Annotated in this window: 33 protein-coding genes and 2 pseudogenes; 7 read left to right on the top strand and 28 right to left on the bottom strand. The window is 48.7% G+C overall.

The window, feature by feature from the left end; translation table 11 throughout:
* The 8 genes and pseudogenes from HMPREF3142_RS00005 to HMPREF3142_RS00040 form a co-directional block, all read right to left on the bottom strand.
* Window positions 1-344, bottom strand: a pseudogene (locus HMPREF3142_RS00005) (terminase); the annotation flags it as partial.
* A gap of 2 nt (window positions 345-346) precedes the next feature.
* Window positions 347-988, bottom strand: coding sequence for a DNA-binding protein (locus tag HMPREF3142_RS00010; protein ID WP_004109866.1), 642 nt, complete (start codon window positions 986-988; stop codon window positions 347-349).
* 175 nt (window positions 989-1163) lie between these two features.
* Window positions 1164-1430, bottom strand: a complete 267-nt coding sequence (locus HMPREF3142_RS00015; protein ID WP_070611305.1) for a hypothetical protein — start codon at window positions 1428-1430, stop codon at window positions 1164-1166.
* A 9-nt stretch (window positions 1431-1439) separates the two neighbouring features.
* Entirely contained in the window at window positions 1440-2330 is an 891-nt protein-coding gene (locus tag HMPREF3142_RS00020; RefSeq protein ID WP_046882063.1) for a hypothetical protein, read from the bottom strand.
* Complete coding sequence (locus tag HMPREF3142_RS00025) at window positions 2327-2878, bottom strand: hypothetical protein (protein ID WP_004109875.1); 552 nt, start codon at window positions 2876-2878, stop codon at window positions 2327-2329. The genes HMPREF3142_RS00020 and HMPREF3142_RS00025 overlap by 4 nt, the downstream gene beginning before the upstream one ends.
* Window positions 2868-3509, bottom strand: coding sequence for an ATP-binding cassette domain-containing protein (locus HMPREF3142_RS00030; protein ID WP_032423019.1), 642 nt, complete (start codon window positions 3507-3509; stop codon window positions 2868-2870). The genes HMPREF3142_RS00025 and HMPREF3142_RS00030 overlap by 11 nt, the downstream gene beginning before the upstream one ends.
* Complete coding sequence (locus tag HMPREF3142_RS00035; RefSeq protein WP_023279438.1) at window positions 3506-4174, bottom strand: ParB/Srx family N-terminal domain-containing protein; 669 nt, start codon at window positions 4172-4174, stop codon at window positions 3506-3508. Before HMPREF3142_RS00035 ends, HMPREF3142_RS00030 begins: the two co-directional genes overlap by 4 nt.
* A complete protein-coding gene (locus HMPREF3142_RS00040) occupies window positions 4174-4878 on the bottom strand; it encodes a ParB/RepB/Spo0J family partition protein (RefSeq protein WP_050484892.1) in 705 nt (234 codons plus the stop codon). Before HMPREF3142_RS00040 ends, HMPREF3142_RS00035 begins: the two co-directional genes overlap by 1 nt.
* Window positions 4879-4937: 59 nt before the next feature.
* Between HMPREF3142_RS00040 and HMPREF3142_RS00045 the strand changes: the two genes are divergently transcribed.
* Together HMPREF3142_RS00045 and HMPREF3142_RS00050 are read left to right on the top strand one after the other, a co-directional pair.
* Complete coding sequence (locus tag HMPREF3142_RS00045; RefSeq protein ID WP_032423021.1) at window positions 4938-6497, top strand: DEAD/DEAH box helicase; 1560 nt, start codon at window positions 4938-4940, stop codon at window positions 6495-6497.
* Between the two features lie 2 nt (window positions 6498-6499).
* Window positions 6500-6775, top strand: coding sequence for a hypothetical protein (locus HMPREF3142_RS00050; protein ID WP_004109887.1), 276 nt, complete (start codon window positions 6500-6502; stop codon window positions 6773-6775).
* A 50-nt stretch (window positions 6776-6825) separates the two neighbouring features.
* On the opposite strand, the gene HMPREF3142_RS00055 is transcribed toward HMPREF3142_RS00050, so the two are convergent.
* Window positions 6826-7263, bottom strand: a complete 438-nt coding sequence (locus tag HMPREF3142_RS00055) for a hypothetical protein (protein WP_019704582.1) — start codon at window positions 7261-7263, stop codon at window positions 6826-6828.
* 155 nt (window positions 7264-7418) lie between these two features.
* Between HMPREF3142_RS00055 and HMPREF3142_RS00060 the strand changes: the two genes are divergently transcribed.
* From HMPREF3142_RS00060 to HMPREF3142_RS00070, 4 genes are all read left to right on the top strand, one after another.
* Window positions 7419-7949 carry a transcriptional regulator gene (locus HMPREF3142_RS00060; protein ID WP_004109890.1) on the top strand — a complete coding sequence of 177 codons (531 nt, stop codon included), beginning with the start codon at window positions 7419-7421 and terminating at the stop codon, window positions 7947-7949.
* 9 nt (window positions 7950-7958) lie between these two features.
* The gene (locus HMPREF3142_RS28820; RefSeq protein ID WP_123609186.1) at window positions 7959-8258 is read left to right on the top strand and encodes a hypothetical protein; all 300 of its coding nucleotides are present in this window, start codon (window positions 7959-7961) and stop codon (window positions 8256-8258) included.
* A 324-nt stretch (window positions 8259-8582) separates the two neighbouring features.
* The gene (locus HMPREF3142_RS00065) at window positions 8583-9233 is read left to right on the top strand and encodes a hypothetical protein (RefSeq protein ID WP_004109892.1); all 651 of its coding nucleotides are present in this window, start codon (window positions 8583-8585) and stop codon (window positions 9231-9233) included.
* A 50-nt stretch (window positions 9234-9283) separates the two neighbouring features.
* Complete coding sequence (locus tag HMPREF3142_RS00070) at window positions 9284-9487, top strand: hypothetical protein (RefSeq protein ID WP_004109904.1); 204 nt, start codon at window positions 9284-9286, stop codon at window positions 9485-9487.
* 591 nt (window positions 9488-10078) lie between these two features.
* On the opposite strand, the gene HMPREF3142_RS00075 is transcribed toward HMPREF3142_RS00070, so the two are convergent.
* From HMPREF3142_RS00075 to HMPREF3142_RS00110, 8 genes are all read right to left on the bottom strand, one after another.
* On the bottom strand, window positions 10079-10561 hold the full coding sequence (locus HMPREF3142_RS00075) for a hypothetical protein (protein ID WP_064164532.1): 483 nt from the start codon (window positions 10559-10561) through the stop codon (window positions 10079-10081).
* 204 nt (window positions 10562-10765) lie between these two features.
* Window positions 10766-11047 (bottom strand): ABC transporter, encoded by a 282-nt coding sequence (locus HMPREF3142_RS00080; protein ID WP_070611307.1) that lies wholly within the window; start codon window positions 11045-11047, stop codon window positions 10766-10768.
* A gap of 126 nt (window positions 11048-11173) precedes the next feature.
* Window positions 11174-11581, bottom strand: coding sequence for a hypothetical protein (locus HMPREF3142_RS00085; protein ID WP_004109918.1), 408 nt, complete (start codon window positions 11579-11581; stop codon window positions 11174-11176).
* 119 nt (window positions 11582-11700) lie between these two features.
* Window positions 11701-12000, bottom strand: coding sequence for a hypothetical protein (locus HMPREF3142_RS00090; RefSeq protein WP_072201200.1), 300 nt, complete (start codon window positions 11998-12000; stop codon window positions 11701-11703).
* 148 nt (window positions 12001-12148) lie between these two features.
* The gene (locus HMPREF3142_RS00095; RefSeq protein ID WP_023279445.1) at window positions 12149-12361 is read right to left on the bottom strand and encodes a hypothetical protein; all 213 of its coding nucleotides are present in this window, start codon (window positions 12359-12361) and stop codon (window positions 12149-12151) included.
* A gap of 12 nt (window positions 12362-12373) precedes the next feature.
* Window positions 12374-12592: a hypothetical protein gene (locus HMPREF3142_RS00100; RefSeq protein ID WP_019704577.1), complete on the bottom strand. Its 219-nt coding sequence runs from the start codon at window positions 12590-12592 to the stop codon at window positions 12374-12376.
* Between the two features lie 1549 nt (window positions 12593-14141).
* Window positions 14142-14336 (bottom strand): hypothetical protein, encoded by a 195-nt coding sequence (locus HMPREF3142_RS00105; protein WP_064146271.1) that lies wholly within the window; start codon window positions 14334-14336, stop codon window positions 14142-14144.
* 12 nt (window positions 14337-14348) lie between these two features.
* Window positions 14349-14666 (bottom strand): DUF5983 family protein, encoded by a 318-nt coding sequence (locus HMPREF3142_RS00110; protein WP_060527990.1) that lies wholly within the window; start codon window positions 14664-14666, stop codon window positions 14349-14351.
* A gap of 423 nt (window positions 14667-15089) precedes the next feature.
* Between HMPREF3142_RS00110 and HMPREF3142_RS00115 the strand changes: the two genes are divergently transcribed.
* Window positions 15090-16055 (top strand): hypothetical protein, encoded by a 966-nt coding sequence (locus HMPREF3142_RS00115; RefSeq protein ID WP_064146273.1) that lies wholly within the window; start codon window positions 15090-15092, stop codon window positions 16053-16055.
* A 185-nt stretch (window positions 16056-16240) separates the two neighbouring features.
* Here the strand turns inward: HMPREF3142_RS00115 and HMPREF3142_RS00120 are convergent, their stop codons facing one another.
* The 11 genes and pseudogenes from HMPREF3142_RS00120 to HMPREF3142_RS00170 all read right to left on the bottom strand — a co-directional run bounded on the left by HMPREF3142_RS00120 (window position 16241) and on the right by HMPREF3142_RS00170 (window position 24746).
* Window positions 16241-16504 carry a hypothetical protein gene (locus tag HMPREF3142_RS00120; protein ID WP_064146275.1) on the bottom strand — a complete coding sequence of 88 codons (264 nt, stop codon included), beginning with the start codon at window positions 16502-16504 and terminating at the stop codon, window positions 16241-16243.
* Between the two features lie 151 nt (window positions 16505-16655).
* A complete protein-coding gene (locus HMPREF3142_RS00125) occupies window positions 16656-17384 on the bottom strand; it encodes a hypothetical protein (RefSeq protein ID WP_095889379.1) in 729 nt (242 codons plus the stop codon).
* 61 nt (window positions 17385-17445) lie between these two features.
* Complete coding sequence (locus HMPREF3142_RS00130) at window positions 17446-19131, bottom strand: class I SAM-dependent methyltransferase (protein WP_070611311.1); 1686 nt, start codon at window positions 19129-19131, stop codon at window positions 17446-17448.
* Window positions 19132-19259: 128 nt separating this feature from the next.
* Window positions 19260-19838, bottom strand: a complete 579-nt coding sequence (locus HMPREF3142_RS00135) for a hypothetical protein (RefSeq protein WP_040203292.1) — start codon at window positions 19836-19838, stop codon at window positions 19260-19262.
* A 127-nt stretch (window positions 19839-19965) separates the two neighbouring features.
* The gene (locus tag HMPREF3142_RS00140) at window positions 19966-20121 is read right to left on the bottom strand and encodes a DUF3927 family protein (protein ID WP_014342167.1); all 156 of its coding nucleotides are present in this window, start codon (window positions 20119-20121) and stop codon (window positions 19966-19968) included.
* Window positions 20121-20546 (bottom strand): tellurite resistance TerB family protein, encoded by a 426-nt coding sequence (locus tag HMPREF3142_RS00145; RefSeq protein ID WP_019704567.1) that lies wholly within the window; start codon window positions 20544-20546, stop codon window positions 20121-20123. Before HMPREF3142_RS00145 ends, HMPREF3142_RS00140 begins: the two co-directional genes overlap by 1 nt.
* A 299-nt stretch (window positions 20547-20845) precedes the next feature.
* Complete coding sequence (locus HMPREF3142_RS29215; RefSeq protein ID WP_176747600.1) at window positions 20846-21385, bottom strand: hypothetical protein; 540 nt, start codon at window positions 21383-21385, stop codon at window positions 20846-20848.
* Between the two features lie 157 nt (window positions 21386-21542).
* Window positions 21543-22197, bottom strand: a pseudogene (gene rnhA, locus HMPREF3142_RS00155) (ribonuclease HI).
* A 497-nt stretch (window positions 22198-22694) separates the two neighbouring features.
* A complete protein-coding gene (locus HMPREF3142_RS00160) occupies window positions 22695-22937 on the bottom strand; it encodes a hypothetical protein (RefSeq protein ID WP_040203299.1) in 243 nt (80 codons plus the stop codon).
* Between the two features lie 197 nt (window positions 22938-23134).
* Window positions 23135-23728 carry a phage N-6-adenine-methyltransferase gene (locus HMPREF3142_RS00165; RefSeq protein WP_039817730.1) on the bottom strand — a complete coding sequence of 198 codons (594 nt, stop codon included), beginning with the start codon at window positions 23726-23728 and terminating at the stop codon, window positions 23135-23137.
* 184 nt (window positions 23729-23912) lie between these two features.
* Window positions 23913-24746: a hypothetical protein gene (locus tag HMPREF3142_RS00170; protein ID WP_040223256.1), complete on the bottom strand. Its 834-nt coding sequence runs from the start codon at window positions 24744-24746 to the stop codon at window positions 23913-23915.
* Window positions 24747-24850 lie beyond the last annotated feature (104 nt).

Below are 24850 nucleotides of genomic sequence, written 5' to 3' on the forward strand. Positions count from 1 at the left end.
CCACGAAGCGTATCCGGTTTATCCGCGCCTTTAAGCGCGATCTCCGAACCGTTTTTCAACACGATGGTCATCGTGGTGTCGTTCTTCTTCCGAATCCACTTACGCGGCAAAACTTCCTGCAGATCATCCCATAGAATCTGGCGCGCCATTTGGTAGGTCGGCGCGACGTACCAAACTCGTTGTTTTCTTTCCTTAGCGGCAGCGCGAATGATGGTTGAGATCGACAGCCTCGATTTACCCCAACGTCGTCCGGCGCACACCACTTTGAAACGATGTGGCGACTGGAAGACTTGCATCTGCCCGGAATGCAGCTGTACGAGACTTAGAGACGACGGGATGGACATGGTTATGCATCTCCATCATCGTCTTCGCCCGATGCGTCAAAATCGCTCTCAGCTTCGCTCAGCGCTTCTTCTTCGAGTGATTCCAACAGATCGTCATCAATCACTTCGGGCTCATCATCTTCCTTGCGCAGCTGGGCCACCTGTGATGGGGTTAGCTCGCCAAAGACAAGGTTCGGAATATCCTCTTCACCGCCTTCTTCTTTCTCCATGCCCAATGCCTTGGAGGAAATTTCGAAGCATTTGGCCAGCGTGCCGCTGGCGCGCTGCAGGCTTTTAAGATCGTCCTCAATCGAGGCCAGTGGCTTACCTTCGCGCTTTGCTGTAGTGACCTCGACCATCACCATCTGACCAAGGGCATACGCCCAGCCGTCATAGCGTGTCCGGCGGTCTTCTATCTTTTCGGCTCGGGCTTTAGCGCGCAGTTCTGCATCGGACTTGAGAGACTCGCGCACCATCTTTCCAACAGAATCGGCGCCTTTCTCTAATCCACGCTTTTTGAAGTGTCTGGAGAGCGTTTCACGACGGATGCCGTACTCTTCTTCCAGTTTTGAGAGCGTATACTCGCCCGAAGTCCATTTCGCTTCGGCTTCCGCCCATTCAGCCGGAGTCAGGCGAGTTTTGCTCTCGTCTTTTTCGACAGTCATAGATCCCTCTAAAACACACACAGAGCGCTTCCTTGCGCTCTTAAACAATTTGTTTTCTGGTTGTATTAATTAGGTCTGGGGAATCCGTTTGAGAGCCTGCTTTCGTATATATTTAATAAGTGACTTATTAGTTATATATACAGACGCAGGCTGTTAATCTGACTCCCAGACCAACTTATATCACCAGTAACTTGGCTCTGGCTCGACCTAATGTCGTCAGCCCCAGAGTTCGACGCTGGTAGCCAGAATCCTCTCGCGGCCGGCAGTCGTGCTTTTCGACCAAACCTTTCTTGATCAGCGCGCGCAGGGAGAATTGCATAGACTGCTTTGTCGTCCGGTAAGGCAGCACTTCCAGCAGCTCGTCCAGATCGAGCAAATGTCCACGTTCATGGCCTAAGTTGATTGTCTTAATGATGTCTTTCTGTTTATCAGTCAGTGTCATGGCAAATCCTTATGCCGGTAACGCAATATCCAGTGGTGCATTCAGCGGTTGTTTATCAAAAGCCAGCAGTGGCAGTGTCTCAGGCAGCTGGCGACCAAAATCAGGGTTGCGATAAACCCCATAGAGCGGTGAAGTGAAGCTCAGATTGTGAATATCCTTGAGCAGTTTCACGATGCTGGCCTCATCCACCAGGCTATCCGCGATATCCTGAATGGTAGTGCCACGGTTGCGGCCAGCTTTTGCCAGAGAACTATTCTTGTGGTAGTCCGCCACCAGATCTCGCAGTGCGCGGCGCCGGCGTGAATCAGTCATCGCAAACAGCTCCTTCACAATCGCTTCGTTGTCGCCTGGATCAGAACGAAAATGGCGCTGAAAGACGCGAAGCGCGCTTTCGTAGCTCTTCGGACGTTCAGGACGGATGAAGCAAAACCCTGCTTTCATAGCAAACGGGTTATATTTGCTCATCGACGACTGGATCTCGATGATTGGTCGGTCATGCATCCTGCTAACCAGATTAATCATGCGATACGATACCCCGACGCCACGATACTGGGTGTCCACTACAGAGCGGCTGATCACAGCGAAGTTGTTGTTTACGTAACGTCCCCAGTACTGATTTGCCACGGTGGTATTGGTTGTGGGTTTCAGCTTTGGAAACATGCGATGCCGCGGCGCCAGTAGCAGTTTAGGGAAGGCCATAACTACAACGCCTACCAACCGACCATCAAGCTCACAACGGTAGTAGGTTGGGGCGAACGGCTTCCCATCTGTCTTGTAGTGAAGCGACTTAAGCGCGTGCCAGTCTTCTACCGTCCCCCTGGTGACGGTCATGCGCTCAAGAAAGTCCAGATGGCGCGGGAACTCCTCTGGGCGATACCGTTTAATGATGATGTCAGTCATCGCATCACCACCTTACGATTGCAAAAACCGCCACGACAGATAGTGGATGCTGGACGAGTCACGATTCCCTCGATCGCAGGCAGTCCACCAGCTTTCTTGTCGGCCATAAACTGTAGTCGGGAACGATTGAACTCTTCCGCGATATAACCCTGCAGGTAGGTCAATGCCTCCTGATCATGGAGTTGCACGCCGTGATATTCTGCGGTCATCAGCGCCACATGTAGTGCCTCATGCCAGTAGACTGTTTCATCGTAATTTTCTGGCAGGTAGACGCAATGAAGCATCGTGTCGGCCTGAACATAGCCCAGCGTTGTCACCATGCCGCCAACCCCATATACGAACTCGCTTTCATCGAGGCCATAGAGCTGTTTTATCGTCTCGACATAACGTCTTTCACCAAAGACGACACAGCAGCGATTGAAATACGGGGTAACGCGAAAACCGTACGCGCCATGAGCACGAAGCCAGTCTCGCCATTCGGCTTCTGTAGTCCAGCGGCGGCGCAGATCTGGGCCCTCATAAATCGGGAAAGTCTTTTTAATCTGCATAATCAACCTTCACTCGCTCCTTGTAGTGCTTGGTGATCTGCATATCCGGGCGCAGCGCGTTCTTCAGGTCTTCGTGGGTCGTCGCCACCATTACCGTCGCACCTACCTTTCGCGCGGCACGCTGGAGGTTCGAGGCCACAACCTGGGCGGTAACACGATCAAGAACTGCGCCAAATTCATCCGCAGCCCATACCTTCGCGCCCGACTCAATAAGCTTGGCGATCTTGAGACGGTATTTCTGTCCATCCGACATTTCAGAAGGTTTGCGCACAAAGAGATAGGCATCGTTCAAGCCGGCCATCGAAAGCAGCCCTAACGCTTCGCTGGTGGTTTTACCCAGCTGGTCGATGACATTGACGTCGTTGTCAAAGGTAAAGTCATCAATGGAGGCGACTGAAAGCCCTTCCTCTTTCATCTGGCGTTGTAGCTCACGCAGCACGACAGATTTTCCGGAACCTGACTGGCCAGTGATGTAAACCACATCACCCTGCTCAACTTCCAGCTCAAGATTGTCGTAAAGTGTCCAGTCTTTTTCATCCAGGCCAAGCCCAAACGATTCGGCGATCTCAAGCGTGCGAGTAGTCTTGTTGACACGGGTCTGGAACGATACGTTGATGGTATATGTGCTCATGCTTCGACTCCCCCGGAGGAAACTTTCTGCGCATAAGCAACGAACGCGTCTACCCCGCTCTCTCCCGTGATTTCTTCCATATGGGCGAGCAAATCCCCCACGACAATCGCAGAGCCAGCAGGGAGCGTTTTAAAGCCCAGAACATCGACCACTCGAACCTCTTCGGCGGCGACTTCGCGACTGATTTCGGTGTGCTCTTCTTTCTGGCGCTCGGTTTCCTCCCCAAGATCCATAACCAGTGCGCCAGTATCCATTTCTTCGGTCATGCTACCGACCAGCACGTTTAGCTCACGCTCGTCAAAGCCGAAGACTTCAACGTCACCAAGTACCAGAGACTCCAGCTCTTTCTGTAACTTGATGGCATCGTAATCAATGCTGGCCAGCCGGTTATCCTCCAGACGCTTCGCCTTCACTTCTTCATCGGACAGATCGTCGCGAACGATCACCGGCACACTTTTCAGCCCCGCTAAAAGCGCAGCTTCGCGGCGGCCGTGGCCAGTAATGATGACATCGTCCTTATCGACAGTGATCGGCTGGTCAAAACCACGCTTTTTTATGGCTGCGGCCAGGTCGCGGATCTGTTGCTCGTCATGCTTTTTGGCGTTCATTTCATAGGGAATGAGCTCTGCCGGGTCTCGGTAGACGATTTCGAACGTTTTGGTCATTAAATACACTCCTTGTAGTTATCGACCAGCCATACCAGAGCTTCACCAGCATTCTCCATGTCGTTGCCGGTGTTGATCGCCTGCTCTTTGATGATGGATTTAATGGTTTCGGTAACGCGATCAGAAGCGTCAAACGTCACTTTGAAGCGCATGGTCTGGTGTTCCGCACCGACACGCTCAGCTTTTTCGCGAGAGTCCTTCTCAATGGGCTCTTCGTCGCCACGCGACAACGCCTCAAGCATTTCCAGGTCAATTGCCGACTCACGAGCCAGTGTGGCCGCCAGTTCGTCGTCGTAAGGGGCAATTTCCGACAGCTGATAATCGAGTTCGGACTGAATTTCCTCGATCAGACGCTGTAATGCGACCTGATCGTCTTCGCCGTATCGCTCGTTATCGACCAGAGACATTTGTTTCGCGACCAGATCGCTTATTTTGCCCACCGATATAACGGGAACCGTGGAAATACCCTGCTCCATAGCGGCTCGCCAGCGATGTTCGCCACCGAGGATCTCAAATTGGCCACCGTCCAGCTCTCGCGCGAGAATTGGCTTGAAAAAACCCAGTTTTTCGATGGAGCCTTTCAGTTTTTCGAAGTTTTGAGCACCAACCGAGTTGGTGTTCCAGGGATTTGGCCGGAGTCTGGCCACTTCTACCTGCAGAATGGTAATTTTTACGTCCATACTTTTTGATACAATCCATTGCATAAGTACTTACTTACTATTCTAGCCAATTAACATATAAAAGGCACGAAGGAAAGATATTTATGACTGTTAGGATTGTTTCGAACGCGGTCAACGCTATGGTCTCCGGCGCTGATGACAACGTGAAGCGACTCGTCCAGGAAATGCTGAGTTACGAAGTCGAAGCTGGCGACTGGAAAGGCACCAGTACTATGTTCAACTGGAGCAAAAATGCCTTCCCCGCGGGTTTTGCTAAATCGGTAGCAGCAAATCTGGTGAAGGCTGGCATTAAATGCGTGCATATTCGCAAAGACAAGGTTCCGGCGCTTGGTAAACCAAACCCGGCAGTTAACCCCTTCCCCTATAATCCGGACTATGCGTATCAAGATCAGGCTGTAGAGACACTGGTTCGCGAAGGAATGATGATTGCGCAGATCGCCACAGGCGGGGGAAAGTCGAACGTAGCTTGCAAAGCCGCGGCGCGTATTGGACGCATGACGCTGTTTTTAACCACCCGCTCTGTTCTTATGTTTCAAATGGCAGATAACTTCCAGAAGTCGATCGACTATCGAGCTGAGAATGGAGAGCCGTGGCTTAAAGGTCAGAAGGTTGGCATCATTGGTTCTGGTGAGTTTCAGGTGTCTCGCCATATCAATGTCGCAACAGTGCAAACCCTGGCGAGTTTTCTTGAAGAGCCTCCACGCGATATGCCGGCGGAGAAAAAGGTTTATCATCTTAAGCGCCGGGAGCTGGTTAAGCGATTCCTCTCAAGCGTCTCACTGCTAATCCTCGAAGAAGCCCACGAATCCTCCGGTTCAAACTTTTATGACATCGCCAGGCTTTGCATTAACGCAGACTATCGCCTGGCGCTGACGGCAACCCCGTTTATGAAGGCTTCAACTGAGGCCAATATGCGTCTGATGGCGGTTGCAGGACGCATCGAGATAAAGGTCACTGAAAAATATCTGATCGAGCGAGGTATTTTGGCTAAACCTTACTTCGTATACCATAAAATCGCGTACACTCCGGATGAGGCTCGTATACGAGCGGAGCTCGCTTCCAAGCATCTGAACTTCAGAGTTGGTATGAGCACGCCGTATCAGAAAGCTTATCAGCTCGGTATCGTTTACAATATTGGACGTAACGAGGCCGTCGTTCGCGACGCGCTGATGTACCGTGATCATGGACTGAACTGTATGACCCTGGTGAGGATCAAACGCCACGGTCAGATACTGATGGAAATGATGAAAGAGAGCGGCTTACGGGTAGATTTTATTTACGGTGAATCCAACCAGAGTACCAGACAGGCTAAGCTTAACAGCCTGGCTGCAGGGAAAATTGATGTGCTGATCGGCTCTACGATACTGGATGTCGGTGTCGATGTGCCAAGTGTTGGCGCCGTAATTCTTGCCGGAGGAGGCAAGGCCGAAGTCGAAATGCGTCAACGTGTTGGTCGCGGCCTTCGTGCCAAGAAGAATCAGGCAAATGTGTGTTTTATTTCGGATTTTATCGATATAAGCAACAAACACCTGATGTCACACTCATACGAACGAAAACACATTATTGACACCACTCCCGGGTTTGCGGAAGGCGTGTTGCCTGTCGGGAGCAGTTTTGACTTTGGTGTATTACAAAGAGATTAATTATGACCGAAAATCGCTCAATTTCATGTCAGGTGAAGCTCACCGAAAAAGCCAACGAAAAGCTTGGTTCGTTCAAAACGCGCCTGAAAGAGCGCAACATCAAAATGTCGAAGTCAGACATCATCAACCTTGTTCTGACCAAGATGAGCACAGCAGAGTTTGAGAAGATCGCGACCTCGATGGCAGCGGCTGAGAACGCTAGACAGAAAGTGTTGCAGATCTACGAGAACTCCGGGATGACCAAGGAAGACTTGGAAGATATCCTCAAACGTCTCTAACGCGTACTTACGGAGGGCGTGGGTGAAACGCTCTCGCCCTCCTCTACCATTTATTTATAGGCTGTTTTCATGATGAACAGCTCTGCCGACACCGTCACCCCGATCCGATATTCGTCTTGCTTATCTTTTGACACCATGATTTCTCTTTCGGTGTTCATCTTGCCGCACATAATAGACATACCCTGCTGATCTACAGACAGAATATGCTCGCCATAAGGCAGGTTTAACTCAACCTTCTCAGATGTTTTGATATCAGCAACTGGCTCACCATCAACAGAAAGCCGGCTGGTACAAAGCGCGCCCTTACTGCCAGAGTCTCGTTTCACGATGATTTTTTGCGTATTCTCTGACGGCGTATTGTATTTGGTCGACAGTATTCTCGAAGCTGGGACTGGGTCGGCAGCACTCGTCCTGACCGCCTGGGTTGAACATCCAGCCACCAGTAAACTGGAGGTTATCAAAGCTATTAATGCGCACTTATTCATCATTCTTCACCATATAGAAACTTGCCTGCAAACTATAACAATTCTAAGTATTTGCAACAAGGTAACGCTTTTTCGCCTGTCAAAACTAAGGAAAAAGAAGATAATGGTGACTCGTACCTTCTGGTAATTTTTATCGCATAACATGAGGCGTTTAAAATATGCCCAATACCATTACCGATATCACCTACGGGATACCTGCTGAGGTCTGGCCGCGCGATTACTCAAAAGTAGAGGCGTCGTTGATGTTCTGGCGCAAGGAGCAAATTCCCGTAAAGGTCACGATGGAAGATGGCCAGGTGTTCTGCATGTACGTTCAGGGGACGATGTCCTCCCGTAACAAGGTAGATCTATGCCCGGCGCCGTTCGACAAAGACAATCGTGTAAGGTTGCCACTTGAGCGAATCAGCACTATCGAGTCAGGTGTAAATGACGCTGTCACCCATGATTTCGTTGGTCGCGTAACCGTACATCCAGACTATGTTGATAACCGGCCATCCCGCCGTGATTTCTTTAAAATTTGCCGCCAGGCCCACGAGAACCAGAAATCAGTAAGGGTCTACATGGCGGACGGCCGCGAAATTGAAGGTGTGTCACTCGGCGTCGATGCTTGTCAGGTCACACTTGCCGTGGGGAACGGGCGAAAAATGATCGTCCTGTTTGATTGGGTTGAACGTATTCTGCCGTTTTAGGATATTGATGTGAAAATTGTAGCAGCATTAACATTCTTAACTTTCATTTTTAGCTCTTCCGCATTTTCTCAAGAAAATAGCATTGAACGAGCTCAACGTGTCACTACAAAGGTGTGTTCAAAGGCGGAAGACTACGATTTGTGCATGTTAGAGCTAAGCATGGCTTTAGGCGCTGCATATCAAGATGGACTGATCGTTTCGGGATGCAAGTTGGGGCTTGATGAGCCATCGAAAGACAAATGCGAAAACTCGGAACGTTTTGGGGAGTATATAATAAAAGAAATCAGGAACTATGCAAAAAAGATGTAAATTCCTATAAGGGTAATAGCCGGCTATGTCCGGTTATTATTTTATGGGTCACGCCCCGATAAATTAAATCACCAAAAGTATTGTCAGCGCTAAATATATAAGGGTAATACACCGAGTGTAGAATTTATTTAGGCAACACCTTCGAGAAAATGCGATTTATTTCTAAGACTTTGATTTATTTGCAAAATAAAATTTTTATCACCCCTTGCGAAAAACGCTTGATTTTATTTTTTGCATGTCGATAATTACTTACATCGAAAGCAAACATGCTGACGATAGACGAAAAACAAAATAAGTTTTCAATATTACATAAGGATTAAAATCATGTCTAACGTAACCATTTCTAAAAAATCCATCATTGATGCAGCTGTAGTTATCACTGACGAATTACAATTAAAAGCAGATCAAGCTACTCAAACTTACAACGAACATTATCAGAATGGCACGCACACCAAAGCAGATAAAGCTAACATGCTTGCAGCGTCTACTAAACTTGCATACTTCGTGAACAACGTTGTAAACGCAGTAAACGACGATAAGCTGTCTGGTGTCTTCTACTACGCGATCAAAGCAAGCAAGCAAACGCCAGAAGTGTTTTTCCGCGAAGCGATGACAAATAGCTACTCTCTCGAAAAGCTGGTTTATCTGGTGAAGTCTATCAAGTCTGGTAAATGTGTGTATTCAGTCGCTGATATGTCCGGATCTCGCGTATTCGCTTTAATCGATATGATTAACGATGAGATCGACACGTTCACAAATGGTGCTGTTTTCGATTTGATGAATGAAGCAAAACAAGCAAATGAAATTAAGTTAGATGCAGGATATACGCAAGCCAACCAGCTGATCAATCTGTGTGAACGTCTGGGACTGGTCGAGAAGATTAAAGGAATGGGCGCAGCCAAAAACGGATCACAGCAATATCGCTTTATCAAAAATGATTTTTATAACTATCTGGCTGACGCTTTCAAAGCATAAGTAGACGGATTCAGCGCCCACTATGGGCGCTAGTTTTAAGGATAAAAATCATGATTAGCTATGACCAGATCCGCGCGGAGTATCGCGCAAAATATCGCGCTTATAAACTTGAACTCATCGACGAATTAAGCGCCCAGCGTGACGCGCTAAACTTTACGTTCTCTGATTTGCTTAACAGCAAGCGAGACTGTAAACGGAAAAGAGAATATTTGCGCTTGTCTGAAATGATCGGAAAGTTGCAAAACAGCATTTAGCCACCAGCGCCCACTATGGGCGCTTTTTCCGTTTCAGGATCTCCACCATAACGCGCCATTGTTGGCGCGTTTTCTTTTATCTGGCGTTCACTCATTCACACCAAAAATAAGCGCCATAAACGCGCCAATTTAACGTGTTTTTACGTGTGGTAGTACATACCCATTACACACAGTAAAAAACACGTTATAGCGCGTTTAAAAGCGTTTTAGCGCGTGGCTTATTTTGTCGTGTCGTGGGCGTGATCGTCTGGTGACGCGATCCGCGCTATCCTTCGGGGCGTGTCGGCAATATTGGCGCGATCCGTGGGCGCTCACGTATCATTAGCACGTTGGCGCAACGTGTACGCGCGAACAATGCAGCGCAGATCACAGCGCTGGACGTATGGCGCAAAAACAGCTTATGTCCACCAGCTGGCGACGATTCTGGCGTCTCCCTCTATACAAATTTTTCCCATGAGGCGACCCCCGCCGTTTCCCGAAAATTTTCTGGCCGTTTCCCGTCGGTTGCCCGGATGGCTTTCTGCCCGTTCCTGAATTTCCCTGCGGGAGCTGGTGGACGGAAAGAAAGGGGCGTTTCCAGCCCCTCCCCTCTTACTTGCCAGCCAGTATGTGAATCCGATTGCTGGCGTATACATTCAGCATAAAGTTAGCGCAAAACAGTTTCCATGAGTCAACGCCAGCGGCATACGTGATGTTTTTGCATTTAATTGCATTGTTGGCGATCCGCATACCCTGCGCTATTGCTTCATCATCGCTAAAATCGAACGACGATTGAGTCTTAATCCAGATAGCGATCTGCGAGGCAAACTCAGTCAGCTTGGACTGGCAGAATCGCCCGGAGCGCACCGGGAAGACAAATGTTCCAAACCCAGAATTTACCACATACGCTTTCTCAAATACCCGCGTGAATCGACGGTTGCAAATGATGTCGTTGGCGATCTGCTGCTTCTCTTTCCCGGACAGCTGGATGGTCTCTTCTTCGCGCCAGGCGCCCAGGATGTTCTTTTCAATGTCGGAGTATGTGACAGAGATGGTGCCATGCGCGGGAGTGTTTACAGTGGCGATATAGTTCATTGTGATAATCCTTTAAACAACTTGTTTTCTCGTTGGTTTAATTATCGCAGTGGGTGTGAGGCGTCCAAGCGTTCTGTTTCGGCAACTGGTGGCCGTCGGGAAGTCGGTGGGTGTTCGGTAGCCTGGCGGTAAGAGGTGGGTGTTTTTAGCCTGCGGGAAAGCAGGTGGTAGTTAAGAGCCACCAGCATCGGTGGCCCTCCCCTCTCAATAAAGTAATCCGATGTCGATGGTATCGCCTGAATCAGTTAAGCGGATCATCAGCATAGCGAAGGCATTCAGTGGATAGCCGGCGTGCCATTCCGGGAAGCGGTCATCGCGCATGAAATCGGCAATGTCATAAACGCTATCCTGATAATGGAAGAAGCGGGAGCTGGTTTGTTCGTCCGGTTCGACGTGATCCATTTCTTTCTGCTCGGCCGGCGACAGGTCAAGCCAGGATTCCAGCCATACGTTTTCTGCTTTCGGGGAGATGGTGAAATCAGTCATGTGCGTTTCCTCACTGCGTTAATAACTTGTTTTCTTGTTGGTGTTATTATCGCAACGCAGGAAAGGCATAAAACAACTTGTTTACGGGTTGGGAAAAATGGCGCGGGTTACGCGCCATTGGCTGGTTTACTGGACGTTGTAGACGGACTCAGGCAGATACTCTTCCAGAGAGCCGCCAGACACAATGGTGATGCCGTAAGAACCAACCCAGGTATTGTTGGCGCCCAGATTGCCCTCGATCATATCCTGAACCTGTGCCATCAGGTTTTCGAAAATGGTCTTCGGGTCTGTTCGATAATAGGCTTCAATGGCGGCCAGCAGAGTGTCCGAACCATTTTTCACTGATTGCTCGCCGACGGCATAAACCTTCGAGCGATCTCGCTTAAGAGTTGTGCGGGCCAGCTGGGTAGTCACATGCGGAACAGCCGATGCATCACGGAACTGAACGGTCAGCTGGGCCAGTTTATTGCCTTCTTCGTCAGTGCTGGATGCGTAGTACAGGTCAAATACTAAATCTTCTTTGGTCAAACTCATTTTTACCTCCATGTAAATGCGTCGTAATACTATCGCCGTAGGTAAGTACTTACAATACAAAAAAGCCCCGAAGGATCGACGGGGCTGTCGTAAATTCGACTAATCTGTGTAGCACATGACTAAGCTATGGCGAGGGTTGTTGCGCGTTGAATTTCCTGCTGGGCGACCTTGTTAACTTCCAGTAAAGCCAACTCCAGATCTGACTCCGGCCAGATAACTTGTTTAGCTACCCACCCTTTCGCACTATAGCGCCTGACGCTCATTACGATGCGCTTGCGAGAAGTTTCGCCGAAGACGACAACGGTCTCTTTGAAAAGTCGGATGACTGTGCCGTTGGCCACAATGTCCAGTAAAGTGATCGAACCGAGTACTGCAGGTTTGTCTTTGCGAGGCTGGAGTTTATCCAGTTTCAAAATCATCTCGGTATTCATTACACACTCCGTAAACAACTTGTTTTCTTGTTGGTGTAAATAATACCATTGTGAAAACGGCCACCAAGCGAAGCGTTCAGGCATTCAGCTGGCCGCAGGCCACAATCACGCAAAAGCCACCTGCTGGTGGCCGTCGTTAATCTTCGTCAGGGAACTCCTCTTTCACTGCGGCTACCAGCTCCCGCTTCTCTTCATCAGTCAGCAGGTGCCACACGTCCTTCCCTTTTGGTGACTCTCCCTCAGCTGGTACAAACGACCATAATTTACGGGTCAGTGCTGGCCCTACGCCATCAAGACACTCAGCCAGCGAGTCCACGCTCCATACTTCCACAATCACAGGCATATCCATTGTCTCTCTCCTTTATCTGGACTCTGACGTTGTGCAGTTCCACGCGACGGACATTGCGTTGTCCTCGATATGAAAATCAAACGTGCCCTCGCGATACCCTTCGCCAATCAGCGTACCAATGCGCCCAGCGACATCCGCAGAGCGGATAACGTCATCCAGAGAGATCTGGAGTTCGTCAGTACATGTCTCTTCTCCGCAAAGGGTGATGCTGATGTTTAAATGCTTGTACATGTGTTTCTCCTTTGTCTAAACACGTTGTTTTCTTGTTGGTGTTATTATCGCAATAAGACATAGGCGAAAAAGCATTTTGTATCGGGAAGCACTGGAAAAGCAGTGAGTATCCGGGAGCGTATCGGGAGCGCTTTTTACATTATTCTTCTCAACGCGCACCGCAGGGCTGGTGGGCAGTATTTTCCTCTTCCCGAAAACCTGCTGAAACAGCTTGTGACCCTCGAACGCTCTGGCAGAATACGTATCAGCAGCTGCGCGCAGCGGGAAGAAAGCCACCCGCGCACCAAACGGTGTACCGCCAGGGAATCAGCCGTCCCCGCGGCATTTTGTCTCTATACCGGCACGCACCCTTTCCATGACGGGAACCCAGCCGTTTCCCGAAAAACCTCCAGCCGTTTCCACTCAGGCAGCCAGCCTTTCCCCTGCGGGGACGCTCCCGATAGATTTTCGCGGTGGCCCTTTCACTCGTTCGACCGCAGGGATGTTACGGCGGATAAAATCAGGACTTGAATAAATACGGGAAAGGGAGCGATCCCCATCCATCCCCTCTCTCTTATATCTGTGCTCTTTCCTGACTCGAATAACCTCTCTTATGGGGACTCGTATCTCTCTTATTAGCGCTCTATACGGTGACCATTCGTATGGGAGAAAAGGCAACTTTCTTCTCTCTGCCGGTAAGTGGTTTTGCAGATGTTGTAGAGGTGGTTGTCTTGTGGTTTTCCTCTGGTCTGTATTCTTCGTTGTGGGGATAGTTCTTCTCTGTGTATGGAGTAATGGCGTGTGCGCTTTTCCTTTCGTTTACCTTGAGAGGTGGAAGTGTGGGTGATGTGGTTTCTGGTCTGTTGTCGTTCTCCGCATGTGAAGTAATGGCGTTCCCTGCTTATCAGGAATTTGCGTTATCTTTCGGGGTAAGAGTGGGTAAACGAGATGGCGCTGGGGACTGTTCTGGCCTCGTATTGTCTGGAGTTTCTTCCCGGGTATTCTCTTCCGTGTATTGGGGGAATGGCGTTCAGAGAAATTGCCTTTCTCTCGCCGCTTTTTGGTGGTGGTCGAGATTTGCTTCATGGGGTCGGTAGCCTGGGGCAATGAGGTTGGTCTTTTCGGTAGCCTGGCAGGAAGAGGTGGGTATTGCCTGGGTGTGGGTAATGGCAGTTCCTTTTCTTCGTTATCTTGTTTTGTTGTTTTCTTATCGCCTAAAACAATTTGTTTATATACTCATTAAACGCAACGAGAGCCATTCTGAGCGTGTCTGTTTTGTGGTGGTATCAGGAGTCGTTTTTGGCGTTTTCGTCGCAGGGTGTTGGTCTCTGGTACGCTGCTTAACGGATATAAGAAGTGACATGGCAAAACGTCAATTTTTGAGACCAAATCGGGGTAAAGCGTTGACTTTTCGTTGATGTGTTATTTATTTGTTTTCTTGTGGGTGTTATGTGCGTAAAAGCCTTGCCGCGCCTGGAGTGTATGAGGTTGGTGGGTAGGGAAGAGGGGCGATCAACGAGTTCTTATAGAAATCCTCAATTAGTGACCGCCAATGTCAACGCGTTGCAGGCTATGGTTGCGCGTTAACTATCCGCCAGGCTATCGCATAGAGCTGCTCTCTAACTTCCGTATCCATCCATCCCCACTCATTGGCCAGTGCCTTTAACTCAGCAGGTTTGTTGTCAAATACGGTGGCTATGAGGAGATGATCAGGTAGCTTACCCAGCTCCACCAGCACATCATTAATCACGTCTTCTGCCGTCATCTTTTCTCTCCCTTACCAGTCCCAGGCTGGCATTCCATCCACCAGCTCGGCATCACGATCAAAGTGAACCACGTCGTAACCGGCATCCAGTATCATCTTGATATTGGCTATCGCCGCTTCGGAGATGTTGAATGTACGCAGTTCATCTGCCCAGCTATTGTCACGCATTCCGGCACGAACAATCCAACCATATTCTGTGCCGTGTACCCAGTTCAGTCCGCGATCGGTGATTGGGTCAAAACAGGCAATCGGCAGTTGTTCGGAGTCTTCCGCAGTAACGTGCGCAGTGCTGATAACAGCTGTCTTGTAGGCTTCAGTGATTTTCAACATTACTTAACTCTTTTAACTAATTGTTTCCTTGTATTAGTTATTATCAGCTATAAGAAAAGGTAGAAAACATTTTGTTTGAGGCAGTGCGGCTGTCTCGATACTGTCATTACGATAATCAGGCGCATAGTGTCAAAGCTAAGTTCAGATGTCCGGGGCAGGGCAAAGCTGGAAAGTCCGCTCTGTGCCAATTGCAGACGTTGTTGCACTGCAAAAATATCTTGTCCGGATCAAGGTATCGCCACCACTTGTTAGGTGGATTAATCCGTATTTATAACAAATACAATTCCCGGCTGTACCTATAAGCTATTGTCAGTTATACAAAAGCGATGTAGTGTTCCACACATTAAATTTACAAACGTGGAAAAGTCCGTGTTTAGATACAGATTTTTCCGCTGAATAACCTCATATTTCCAAGGGTTTATCATGAGTAAGTGGCTATTAGACAGGCTATTTGAAGCCGGTGATCAGGCAGAGCCCCGGTTTGCGTTTCAGGGGACTGTAAATTGGATGAGGGCCCTTGCCGAAGTCGTTAACGGTGGCGCTTGTGCCGATGATAAACTAAATGATTTATATGCTCGGGTACAACGTAGACCTGTCAATCGTGAAGCTGATACGCTTGTTTTTGAGAACACAATGATGGCCTTACATAATCTGTCATCTTTGAAAAGTATGAATAAAGATGTCGAAGATAAATATGACATATGTCGTTCAGCTATTATTTCTTGGTATTACAGTATCTATTTTTCCGCTAGCGCGATGGTTGCAGCATCTTCTGGTTCTATTCAAGAGACACATACAGCCACAGCAAAAGTTTGGCAGTCAGATATCGCGGAAAAAAAACTTATCCCATATCCATTTAATCTTCTTCTAACTAGTTTAGTTTCAAACACTGCTGATGCCGAGATTGCTGCATATAGAGGTGATAACCGTTTCGACCTGAATGATAGAGCTTATGATAATGAAACTGCTCATGGTGCACTGGTTTCCTATCTAAAGGGGACTCATGGCTACAAAAAGTGGGAAACAGAAGAGAGGGTGAGAACTTCTCGTGATTTCAAAGCTCTTGGTGTTGACAACTTTCGCACGAAAGCTGCTCGCGAAGTTCGCGATCACGCACTAGAAAAAGGACAAGTTAATTTCCTTATTCAGGCATTTAGATACCGTGGTAAAGCGAACTATCGTGACTCTATATTTTTATCCTACGGTGACAACAACGAAGCTATTATAGAAGAATTTATCCAAGATTTGTATGACGTCGCTATTGGCTTCATTAGGGCTACTTCGCATTATTGCAGTCGAAGAGTCGAGAGAGGTACGTGGGCTGAGTTTGTCGAGGATATTTCTGATAACTCAAGGTTGTCTATTGACTCTGTCGTGCTTGAAATATAACAAACAATTTAAGAATGGCTCAGCACGCTTGGCATTTTCAGTTTGGTTCAAATTTAGTGATTAAGGTATTCAAATTGAGTATGGTGAATACGTGCTTCACACTTTAATTGGGCGTTAATGCCCGCTTTTCGCTCAAAGCGGACATTACAACTTTGCTGTTGCACATAGTCTGTCCCAAGCAGTGACTACGTTAAATTGAAGTCATCGAAATCGACGAACTCCATATGTCTGGCTTCCACCTTTGCAAGAGTGAGCAGAAACAACATCCCCTCTCTTAGAGAGGTTGGTTGTTCGAGCAGGAACTCAAAACCGTCCACATGAGTCTTGCCCAACCAATAGCCACCACCATACTCTCTCTCTCGCTGGAAAAAGACGCACTGGCCAGGCTTGAACTGTTTAAGTGACTCGCCTCTGTATACGACCTGATAACTGGTGTCTTTTCCGCCCATTTTGATCACCCTAAAATACTGTATATTTAAACAGTAGCTCTTTGATGAAATGCGGTCAAGTTTGACGGCGGTGACAATAACTTATTGGTGAAAACAAATTGTTTAAGGCTATTGATATAGCCTTAAATTGGTGAAACCAGTTACGACCTCATCATGATGCGGTGGCGTGTAGGTTTTGCCGCTGCAGTGTCTTGACCTGTTCTTCAAGCTCACGTACATACTCAACGAGAGATCCGCCTGGCGGTATTTGGCACTCTTCCATGAGTTGATAGTAAACGTCGGCTGCCGCGCGAATGTTTGAGCCTTTGGTTAGCTGATCACTGAGCAGTTCGTCACGCTCTTTCATAAGCCGCACGCATTCTCCATTGCGTTGGTCGACCACAGCCTCCAGCTCTGCGATGCGCTCGCCTGGCGTTTTGCCATCCTTACGTTGAGTCGTAACCGTGAAAAATCCAAGTTCAGGAACGTCGTAGCTCAATTCCAGATAGTTTTTTGCACCGTGTCGAACAAATTCGCCTGCGAACATGGTGGCGAACATGGCAGAGGCCAGCTCTCCGTTAAACAACGACTCCAGATCTACAGGAGTGCCGGCAGCAAGAGCGGTACGCGCAGCCTCTATGACATTCATAAACTCATCATAATGTCTGGCGCGTTTCTCCAGCTCTGCCCACTGCTGACTATTTCGACGCACCAGGTGCTCAATAAAAATCAGCGCTGATTCGTCGGCGTCGCCTTCAAATGAGACCTTACCCTTATCGACAATAATCGTGCCCGCAGCGGTTGTGTTGTTGCCCTGAAGGCAAAATCTGAAAGGAATGTCCGTGCTCATCAGTGATACAGCCTGTATATCCATAGAAGTGGCTTTATTCCTGCTTTCCATGTGTGTTTCCCTCTAAGTTTCGCGTCATTATTCTTACATAAAATAAGTATGTAGTTACCTATTATTTTGTGCGTTTGAACACATACACACTGACGGTTATCCCCGTGTCATCAAACTCACCTGTGAACGACTTACCTTTGGCGTAGACGAAATTCTCCAGCATCATCCAGTTCATTGTTGGTGAGTCACCCGGCAAAACAGCAACAAGGCGCCCACCGACTTTCAGATGTCCCAGCCCAGCCAGCGTGTGTTCTTTGTGGCGCCCGAGAGAGTAGGGTGGATTCATGACTATCTTGTCGAAGAGGTAGCCTTCATTGTCAGCAGACCACTTCATGAAGTCACAGCAGACTGTGTTCACGTAGCCTTTTCCAAGAAGGATGTCAGCAAATAGCGGCGCAACCTCAACACAGGTCACGTCCTCAGGATTCGCCTCAATAAACGTAAGCAGATCTCCGCGACCAGCTTCCGGCTCCAGCAATGTTTCGCCAGATTTCAAGTCAACGACCTTGGCCACGTACTCCGCGATTACACGAGGGGTAGGGTAGAACTGATGTGATTTTGCATCCGGGATCAAACCTGTCGCCACAATCGTATTGAGTGTTTGACCGATCTCATACGGGAACTGCCAGTGCTTTTTATCCTGTACGCCGCCAATGAAGCTCAATGTGCGCTCCAATTCTTCAACCTGCGACTTCTGGAGACTGGAATCAGAGAAGTACCAAACCCCCTTGTCTTTGCTGAATCGCCCGTCACGTAAAGTGGATCGAACGGGCTCAGAGATGGTCTTTTGAATGAGGCCAAACTCCTTAGGCGCTCTGGTTTTTGGGGCTGTTCGGCAGGGGGCAGGTATAGCGGCCGGCATACTGTAAGCCAGCACCTCATTAAGCTTCCAGGCAACATCTGGGTGGATCTCAAAATGCACATTACCGTTCTTGAACATTTTCACGCGCATGAGGTTACCATCCACGTTGATCCAATCACCCGTCTGGCAATCATTTGCCCGGTACGCAGCCGATAGCATCTCTGTTGTGCGGTTAATGGTGATGAACTCCTTATGCGCAAAGAAATGCAGCATTACGCGCAGGTCATCGATGTAATCCTCTTTCCGATAGTTCACGCTGACACTATCCCGCCAGAACTGTGAAATGCAGCTGGCGATGATCAGCCGCTCGCTAAAGCCGTTCGTTTTATTGGTCTTATGCGCAGGGCTCAGCGCCTTAAACAAACCGTACACGCGCTCAGAGAGATATTTATGCCTGTCATTCAGCAGATTGACCATCGTGGGGATGACCGTCTCTGCTTTGAACTCAGGTACGCCAACGAACTCCTTAACCTTCATCTGGTAGCCGGTTCTGTCAGTCTTGATGGTTTCCTGCTTGCCTTCTATGAACTGTTCGCGCCATTCATCTCGGCGGGAAGCTGGCATGATCAGCAGAACGTTTGTCATATCCGTGACCTTCTTCCAGTATTCGGCCCAGATATTCTGCTTCACCCACTCAAGATCGACCTTATCCAGCCAGGCTCTGTTGAAACGAGTGCGTTCGTCATCCGGCCGGTGGTTGAGTCGAAGCAGGCGGTTAATCATGTTGTGACGCTCATCGCCATAAACGAAGTCGTGAACCTGGTGCATGAACGCAATCTCTTTCTCGCACTCGGCCACGATGTCATGGATGACGTTCATCTCTTTGCTGTGGTCGATACCGGTGTTCGAAGCAAAAGACTCAAGGACAGAAAGCGCTGTACTCATAATTTCACCATATAAACAATTTGTTTTCTTATTGGATTTATTATCTCAGACAAGAAAAGGCGTAAAAGATCTATACAGAGGGCTACGGAGGAGGGGAAGGGGGCTCTCGCCCCCTTGCTATTTCAGGTTCAGTGGCTGACTTGCTGCATCTTGTGCGGCTGTTCATTTAGATCGTGGCGATGGGCAAGTTCTCGCATCATGTCTTCGATACGGCTCTTCGCTTCATCCATATTATCCGCCATCGCACCAAGCAGCTGGCGAATAGCAGCGGGATGTTCATCGCCGGTTAGCTCTGGCATTTTGAACCCGTTATGGGTTGCCATTAGTTTAAAGGCGGTAATTAACATGCCTAAAGAAGACTTAAGGCTGGCGATCTCCCGCTCTTTGCTTTCAATGCCGATATTGTCTCCGGAGAGATCTGGCGCCGGCGCGCATTTTGGTTCGCTCATCATGTCCAGAGTTGCCTGCAGTTTATTGGCACGTTCATGCTCTTCCACATACGCCCCGCCAAAGTGACGAGCAAGCATCAGGATTTTCATTGGTTCGTCAAATAAGTCCATGACCTGGACGATGGCCATGATGCGTTCCAGCGGATGAGCGTCACCATGACCAGTTATAGAATCAAGCATCCCTACGAGTTTTTTAGCCCCGACTTCATTAATGATCTTCTTTACTTCAGCGTTAGCGGCGGTGCATTTATCACACATGTGTTTTTCCTTAATTGTTAAAATAATTTGTTTTCTTGGTGGCTTTATTCTGACAATTCAGAAGAGGGGGGCAAACGCGTCATAACGGTTAAACCAGAAGAATCGAGGGCCAGGTGGCCCTCGGCGATCACTTCGATTTTTTAAGTAGAGGTTGGGCAAAGTAGATAGCCAATCCAACCAACACGCCATCTGCCGCGATAGACATCAGTTTGCCAGTGAAGTCCACCAGCACGACCAGCACGAGAAGAATGGCGACGACGGCCAGCCTTAATTTCTCTGCCATTAGATGTACGCATCCAGAGATAACTGCAGCGCCTGAGCAATTTTCTTCAGCACAACCTCTTCTTCTTCGCCGATGCCATCCTGATCGGCAATATCCAGGCAGAGACACAACACATCAACGGCTTCTGGAGTGCCGGCGACATCAGCCAGCTCCCGAAGAGCCTGTGCGTTGGCGGAACGAGGAGAAGCTTCATAGCGAGCACGAATATTGCTGCTCATCTGCGCGATCTCACCCGCGAACGGTGAGAAAGCTGGCAATGCGGAGATGGTCTTCTCCAGAATAGCGATTTCTTTTGCATCACAGTTGCCGTCTGCATAAGCGATCATGTATGCGCCCCAGACAGTAGCTTCGACCGCATCGCGGTTCTCCATTTTTTTAACTTCAATAACCGCTTTACGAGTTTTCTTTTTGAAGAAACCTAACATGTGTTTTCCCTATATGTTATGTGCTTAAACAAATTGTTTTCGTATACAAATAAACATTAAGGTAGAAAAGAGAGCCTCGAAGGCTTCTACCCCTACGCCCATTAACAGAACCCGAGAACAGAGCCGATCGGTGGGACAAAAATCCCCACAACACGAGCGATCGTCATACCTGAGTGAAGAAATAAATCACCGTGTAGTGCCAGCTTAACGATGTTTGAGATCCAGCTACCCACCGCCAAAAGCAGAATGGCTATCCAAATGAATGACCAGTTTTTGAGTAAGAAGATCACGCCATCACCTCAGTCGCAGCAGGAGGAAGATCCGGAGTCGCAGGACGAACTTGAGGAATCGAATCCAACCGCATCCCATCCAGAGTGGCAGACCGGGGCATGGTGGTGATGCTGGTTGTGCTTTCCGTGACTGGTGCCGGCGTCTGCTGCGAAACCGTTTTGCATGAGTCCGGCATCAGCAACGCCTGAGTCGACGGTATTGCTACGGCTGCCAGACAAATCGTGATCAGCCCGTAGGCCATTGGAAGTAGTCTTTTTCGTTGAAATTGATCCATCTGAGCTCTCCATGCGCGTTTGATTGGCTCGCACGCCCCAGGTGTCTCGCAGGATTTTTGCGGTTCGGGTCTTCATCACTTCCCCCATTGCCACACGAGCCCCCAGGTTAGAGATGGCCACCGCATGGTCATCCAGACGATGCTCCATTTGACCTACTTTCTCTTCCAGTTCGGACAGGCGTGCAGACACACGGCCGGAGAATAACTCCGCCAGGATGAGTCGTAGCGAACGGGGGTGTTTCTTAATAGAAGAGGAAGGCGTTTGATGTGCCATTTGAAATCCTTTCAATGTCAGAAAGAGTTGCGGCTGGAATGTCCAGCCGCCGTTTTTTGCGTTCCATCCTTGGAACCGTGCCTAACCAGCACGTTGTCATCCTGACGATGGGTAAGATACATGATACAAAATGATAGGTAAATACTTACTTATCATTTTATACCAAAAAACCAGCATCTTTTTTGTGTGGAGTATCCGCTGCCGCATATGCTGCGATCTTGGCCAGCCTGTCGCATATTTCGTTTTCTCGATGCCCGGCGTGGCCCTTTACCCAGTTCCACCTGACATTGTGGCGACTGGCGGCTAAATCGAGTCGTTTCCAGAGGTCGACATTCTTAACAGGCTTCTTGTCAGCAGTGATCCAACCATTTTGTTTCCACCCCTTCATCCAGAGGGTCATACCATTTTTGAGATACTGGCTATCTGAGTGCAGGATCACGTTGCAGGAGAATTTAAGGCGTTCCAAAGCTATCAGGGCGCCCATCATCTCCATGCGATTGTTTGTGGTGCTGTGGAAGCCGTCGGAAAACTCGCGTTCTTCGCCGCGGAACTGAAAGACGATGCCATATCCACCGGGCCCGCCTGGGTTTCTGAGACAAGAGCCATCACTGAAAACTTTGACCGTCTTAAACCGGGGATTAAATTCGACAACTGGCGTTTTGAAGTTTTTGCGGGGGTGTTTTTGATACTGGTGCTGCGCACGGCCGGCTGCCGTTTTTCGTCTGGCGTGTGTGCTTGTCGTCATCTCTAACTCCAAAGCGTGCGCCGCCGCCCGTTTTTCCTCGCGCGTGTGCGCACGCGTGTTTATACATATTTATTTTCAATGAATTACTTCCCAGATCGGGTTTATTTTTACCTGAACTGAGCGAACGAAGTGAGTGAAGTTCACCTCGAACGAAGTGAGAGGTTGTCTTTTCAGGTAATACTCTCCCAGGGAGGTGAGTAAAAAATCCTCACCAACCTGGTCGTTTCATAACCTGAAAAGTTATGACCTAAGTCTACTGCCAGCTTAGGCTTGGGAAGTTATGGATGACAGCACCCCAGAACCGAGATCTTCCCACACTTCATGAAGGGGAGTACTGGATTCAACCTCTCAAAATACCCAGACTCGACAATCATAAAGTGACCCTTCTCTCTGCCCACTTTGGTTCCCCCTTCCCCAGACCCCAAAAGGGCTGGTTCTGCGCTGGTTGTGGGCTTTTTTAAGTCTGGTGCCAGTGACGCTATCCTCCACCCACCAGACCGAGATTTCGATTCAGGTCGAAATCGACATCATTCTACAACCAATATGATACATCGTAAACGGTAACTACTTACTTACTTTTTTTGACTGATCATTTTGTCTACCATGAAGCTGAACTTGCAGAGCAAAAACCTCGTTGATTAGCTCGCCAAGGAGCTGCTCAATCAGGTCTTTGTGTTCGCCAGTGTGCAAACATTTCAGTGACCACTCGTAAAGACTAAATGCCTTTTCACGATCCTTCATGAGTTCGCGAGCGTTAGCCAAAAAATCGCTCTCAACGAGCGCTACAACGTTGGTCGGGTATGCCATGATGGTTTCCTTACTTGTCTTCACAAAAACGATTCTATAGCGTCTGGAAAGGGGTTCCAGAGTGGTCTGGGCGTCTTGTTTCGGTCTGGGAGTGGTCTGGAATCGACAAGGAAAAGCCTGCTTTCGTATATGTTTATAATTAGTACTTAGTTATTTATATATACGAAAGCAGGTTATGAAACGCTCCCAGACTCGGATTAAGCAGCCTGTTTCCGTGGTCTTTTTTTCCTGATCACTTTGGCAGGATCGTAACCACCCAGACTTTTCATCACCGTCAGCGGGACTTTATTCATGAAGTGACCAGCGTTCTGACAGAATCCGCGAAAGACCACCAGCATACTTCCGCCTGGGTTGATATTGACCTCAACCAAACCCAATGTGACGTCAGGTTCCATGAACGCTACGCGGCCGCCAGACAGAACTACCGTCTGGTTTGCGCACTCGGTGGCGCGCTCATACCACATCGTGTCGAGCGATTGCGGAATGAGCATAACGGTGGTTACACCACGCGCTTGCTCTCGGATAGCCGCCTCTATCCAGGGGGTTATTTTGGAGTAGGGCGGGTTGAGAAAGGCCACCGTACCAGGATCACCCCAGCTGGACTTAAGAGCATCTCGTTCCACACCTATGTAGCTCGGAAGAAGCGCGTTTTCTTTGTTACAGGCGACATCAACATCAAACGTAATGCCGAGATATCGCTGAATGGCGACAAACAACCATTTCGGTGTGCGCCAAAGGTCTCGAAGAGAGGCATCTCGCTCTCGCTTTTTGATTTTTTCGGCTGATATCATTTTACAATCCAATAGGTAAGTACTTACCTATTTTTTCATGTCATTTCACGAATGGCAAATAAAGAAAAAACACGCCAGATTGCTTAACGGGAGACGCTCTGGCGTGTTTTTTACTGTTGGGGCATACGAATAACTGTCCAACGCTCTAAAACTATCAGGGGGCTTCAGAGCGCGAAACGGATCGTCAGCCAATGGAATACTCCGCGATAAATTTCCTTACGATCGGGGACTCTTCGTTAAGAAGCAATCTTCCACCATCCCTCGTAGCGATTCCCGTGACTGGGAAAACAGCCATCATCTGGCCAGCCTGAGTCGACGCGGTGCTGAGTGGATATGGCTTTTCCGGATAGCTCATTAACGCCAGCTTAATGCTATTGCTGCTTGCCTCTTTTGTGTCAATAAGATGCCGCAATGCAATCACCGTGTAGATGCTGATATCCGGTCCGCCATTGAACCAATTTAGCAGGTTAGAGATCTTGTCTTTTGCCTTGACCGGCGCCGCATTCAGAGCTTCGATGAAGACCTCACGTTTCAGACCAGCCGCAGCATAAAAATCATTGCCCTTATCGTTCAGGCTGAATCGAGGCTTGGGTGCTGCACGCTCTTTTTTCGCCGCCTTCGACTCTTTTGGCTGAGCCGCAACTGACGATTCTTTGGCGTGTTTCTCCTTTTTTTCATCAGTCTGAGGCTTATCACCCTGTGTCGAGTCGATCTCAGGAAGAGGGGAGATCGACTCGACTTGAGGTATCTCAACATCAACCACCTTCAGCGACTCATGTTCGTTTTCCAACTCTTCAAACACACCGGAGAGATCGCCGCCGTCTTTCGCTTCCATTACAGTTTCAGCAACAGCCGGCACCGGTACGATCGTCTCATCGTTAAGATCTGCCAGCAGGTCGTCTATTTCGTCTCCTACAACGGCCTCCGAAGCCAGTTTTTCAGGCTCATCGAGCAGTTGCAGCATGGCGGTCAGCTCATCCAGATCATCTTTTTTGACTGTATTGTTGAGGTTGCTCATGTCTCTCTCCTTTACGTTGTGTGAGCGTTTATACGTTTTTGGGTTGAGAGCATTTTGTCAAAACCTATTAGGCGGAAAAGAAGTAAATACAGGCAGTTGTGATA

The sequence above is a fragment of the Klebsiella sp. HMSC16C06 genome (assembly GCF_001808325.1).
In the GTDB taxonomy this organism is placed as follows: domain Bacteria; phylum Pseudomonadota; class Gammaproteobacteria; order Enterobacterales; family Enterobacteriaceae; genus Klebsiella; species Klebsiella variicola.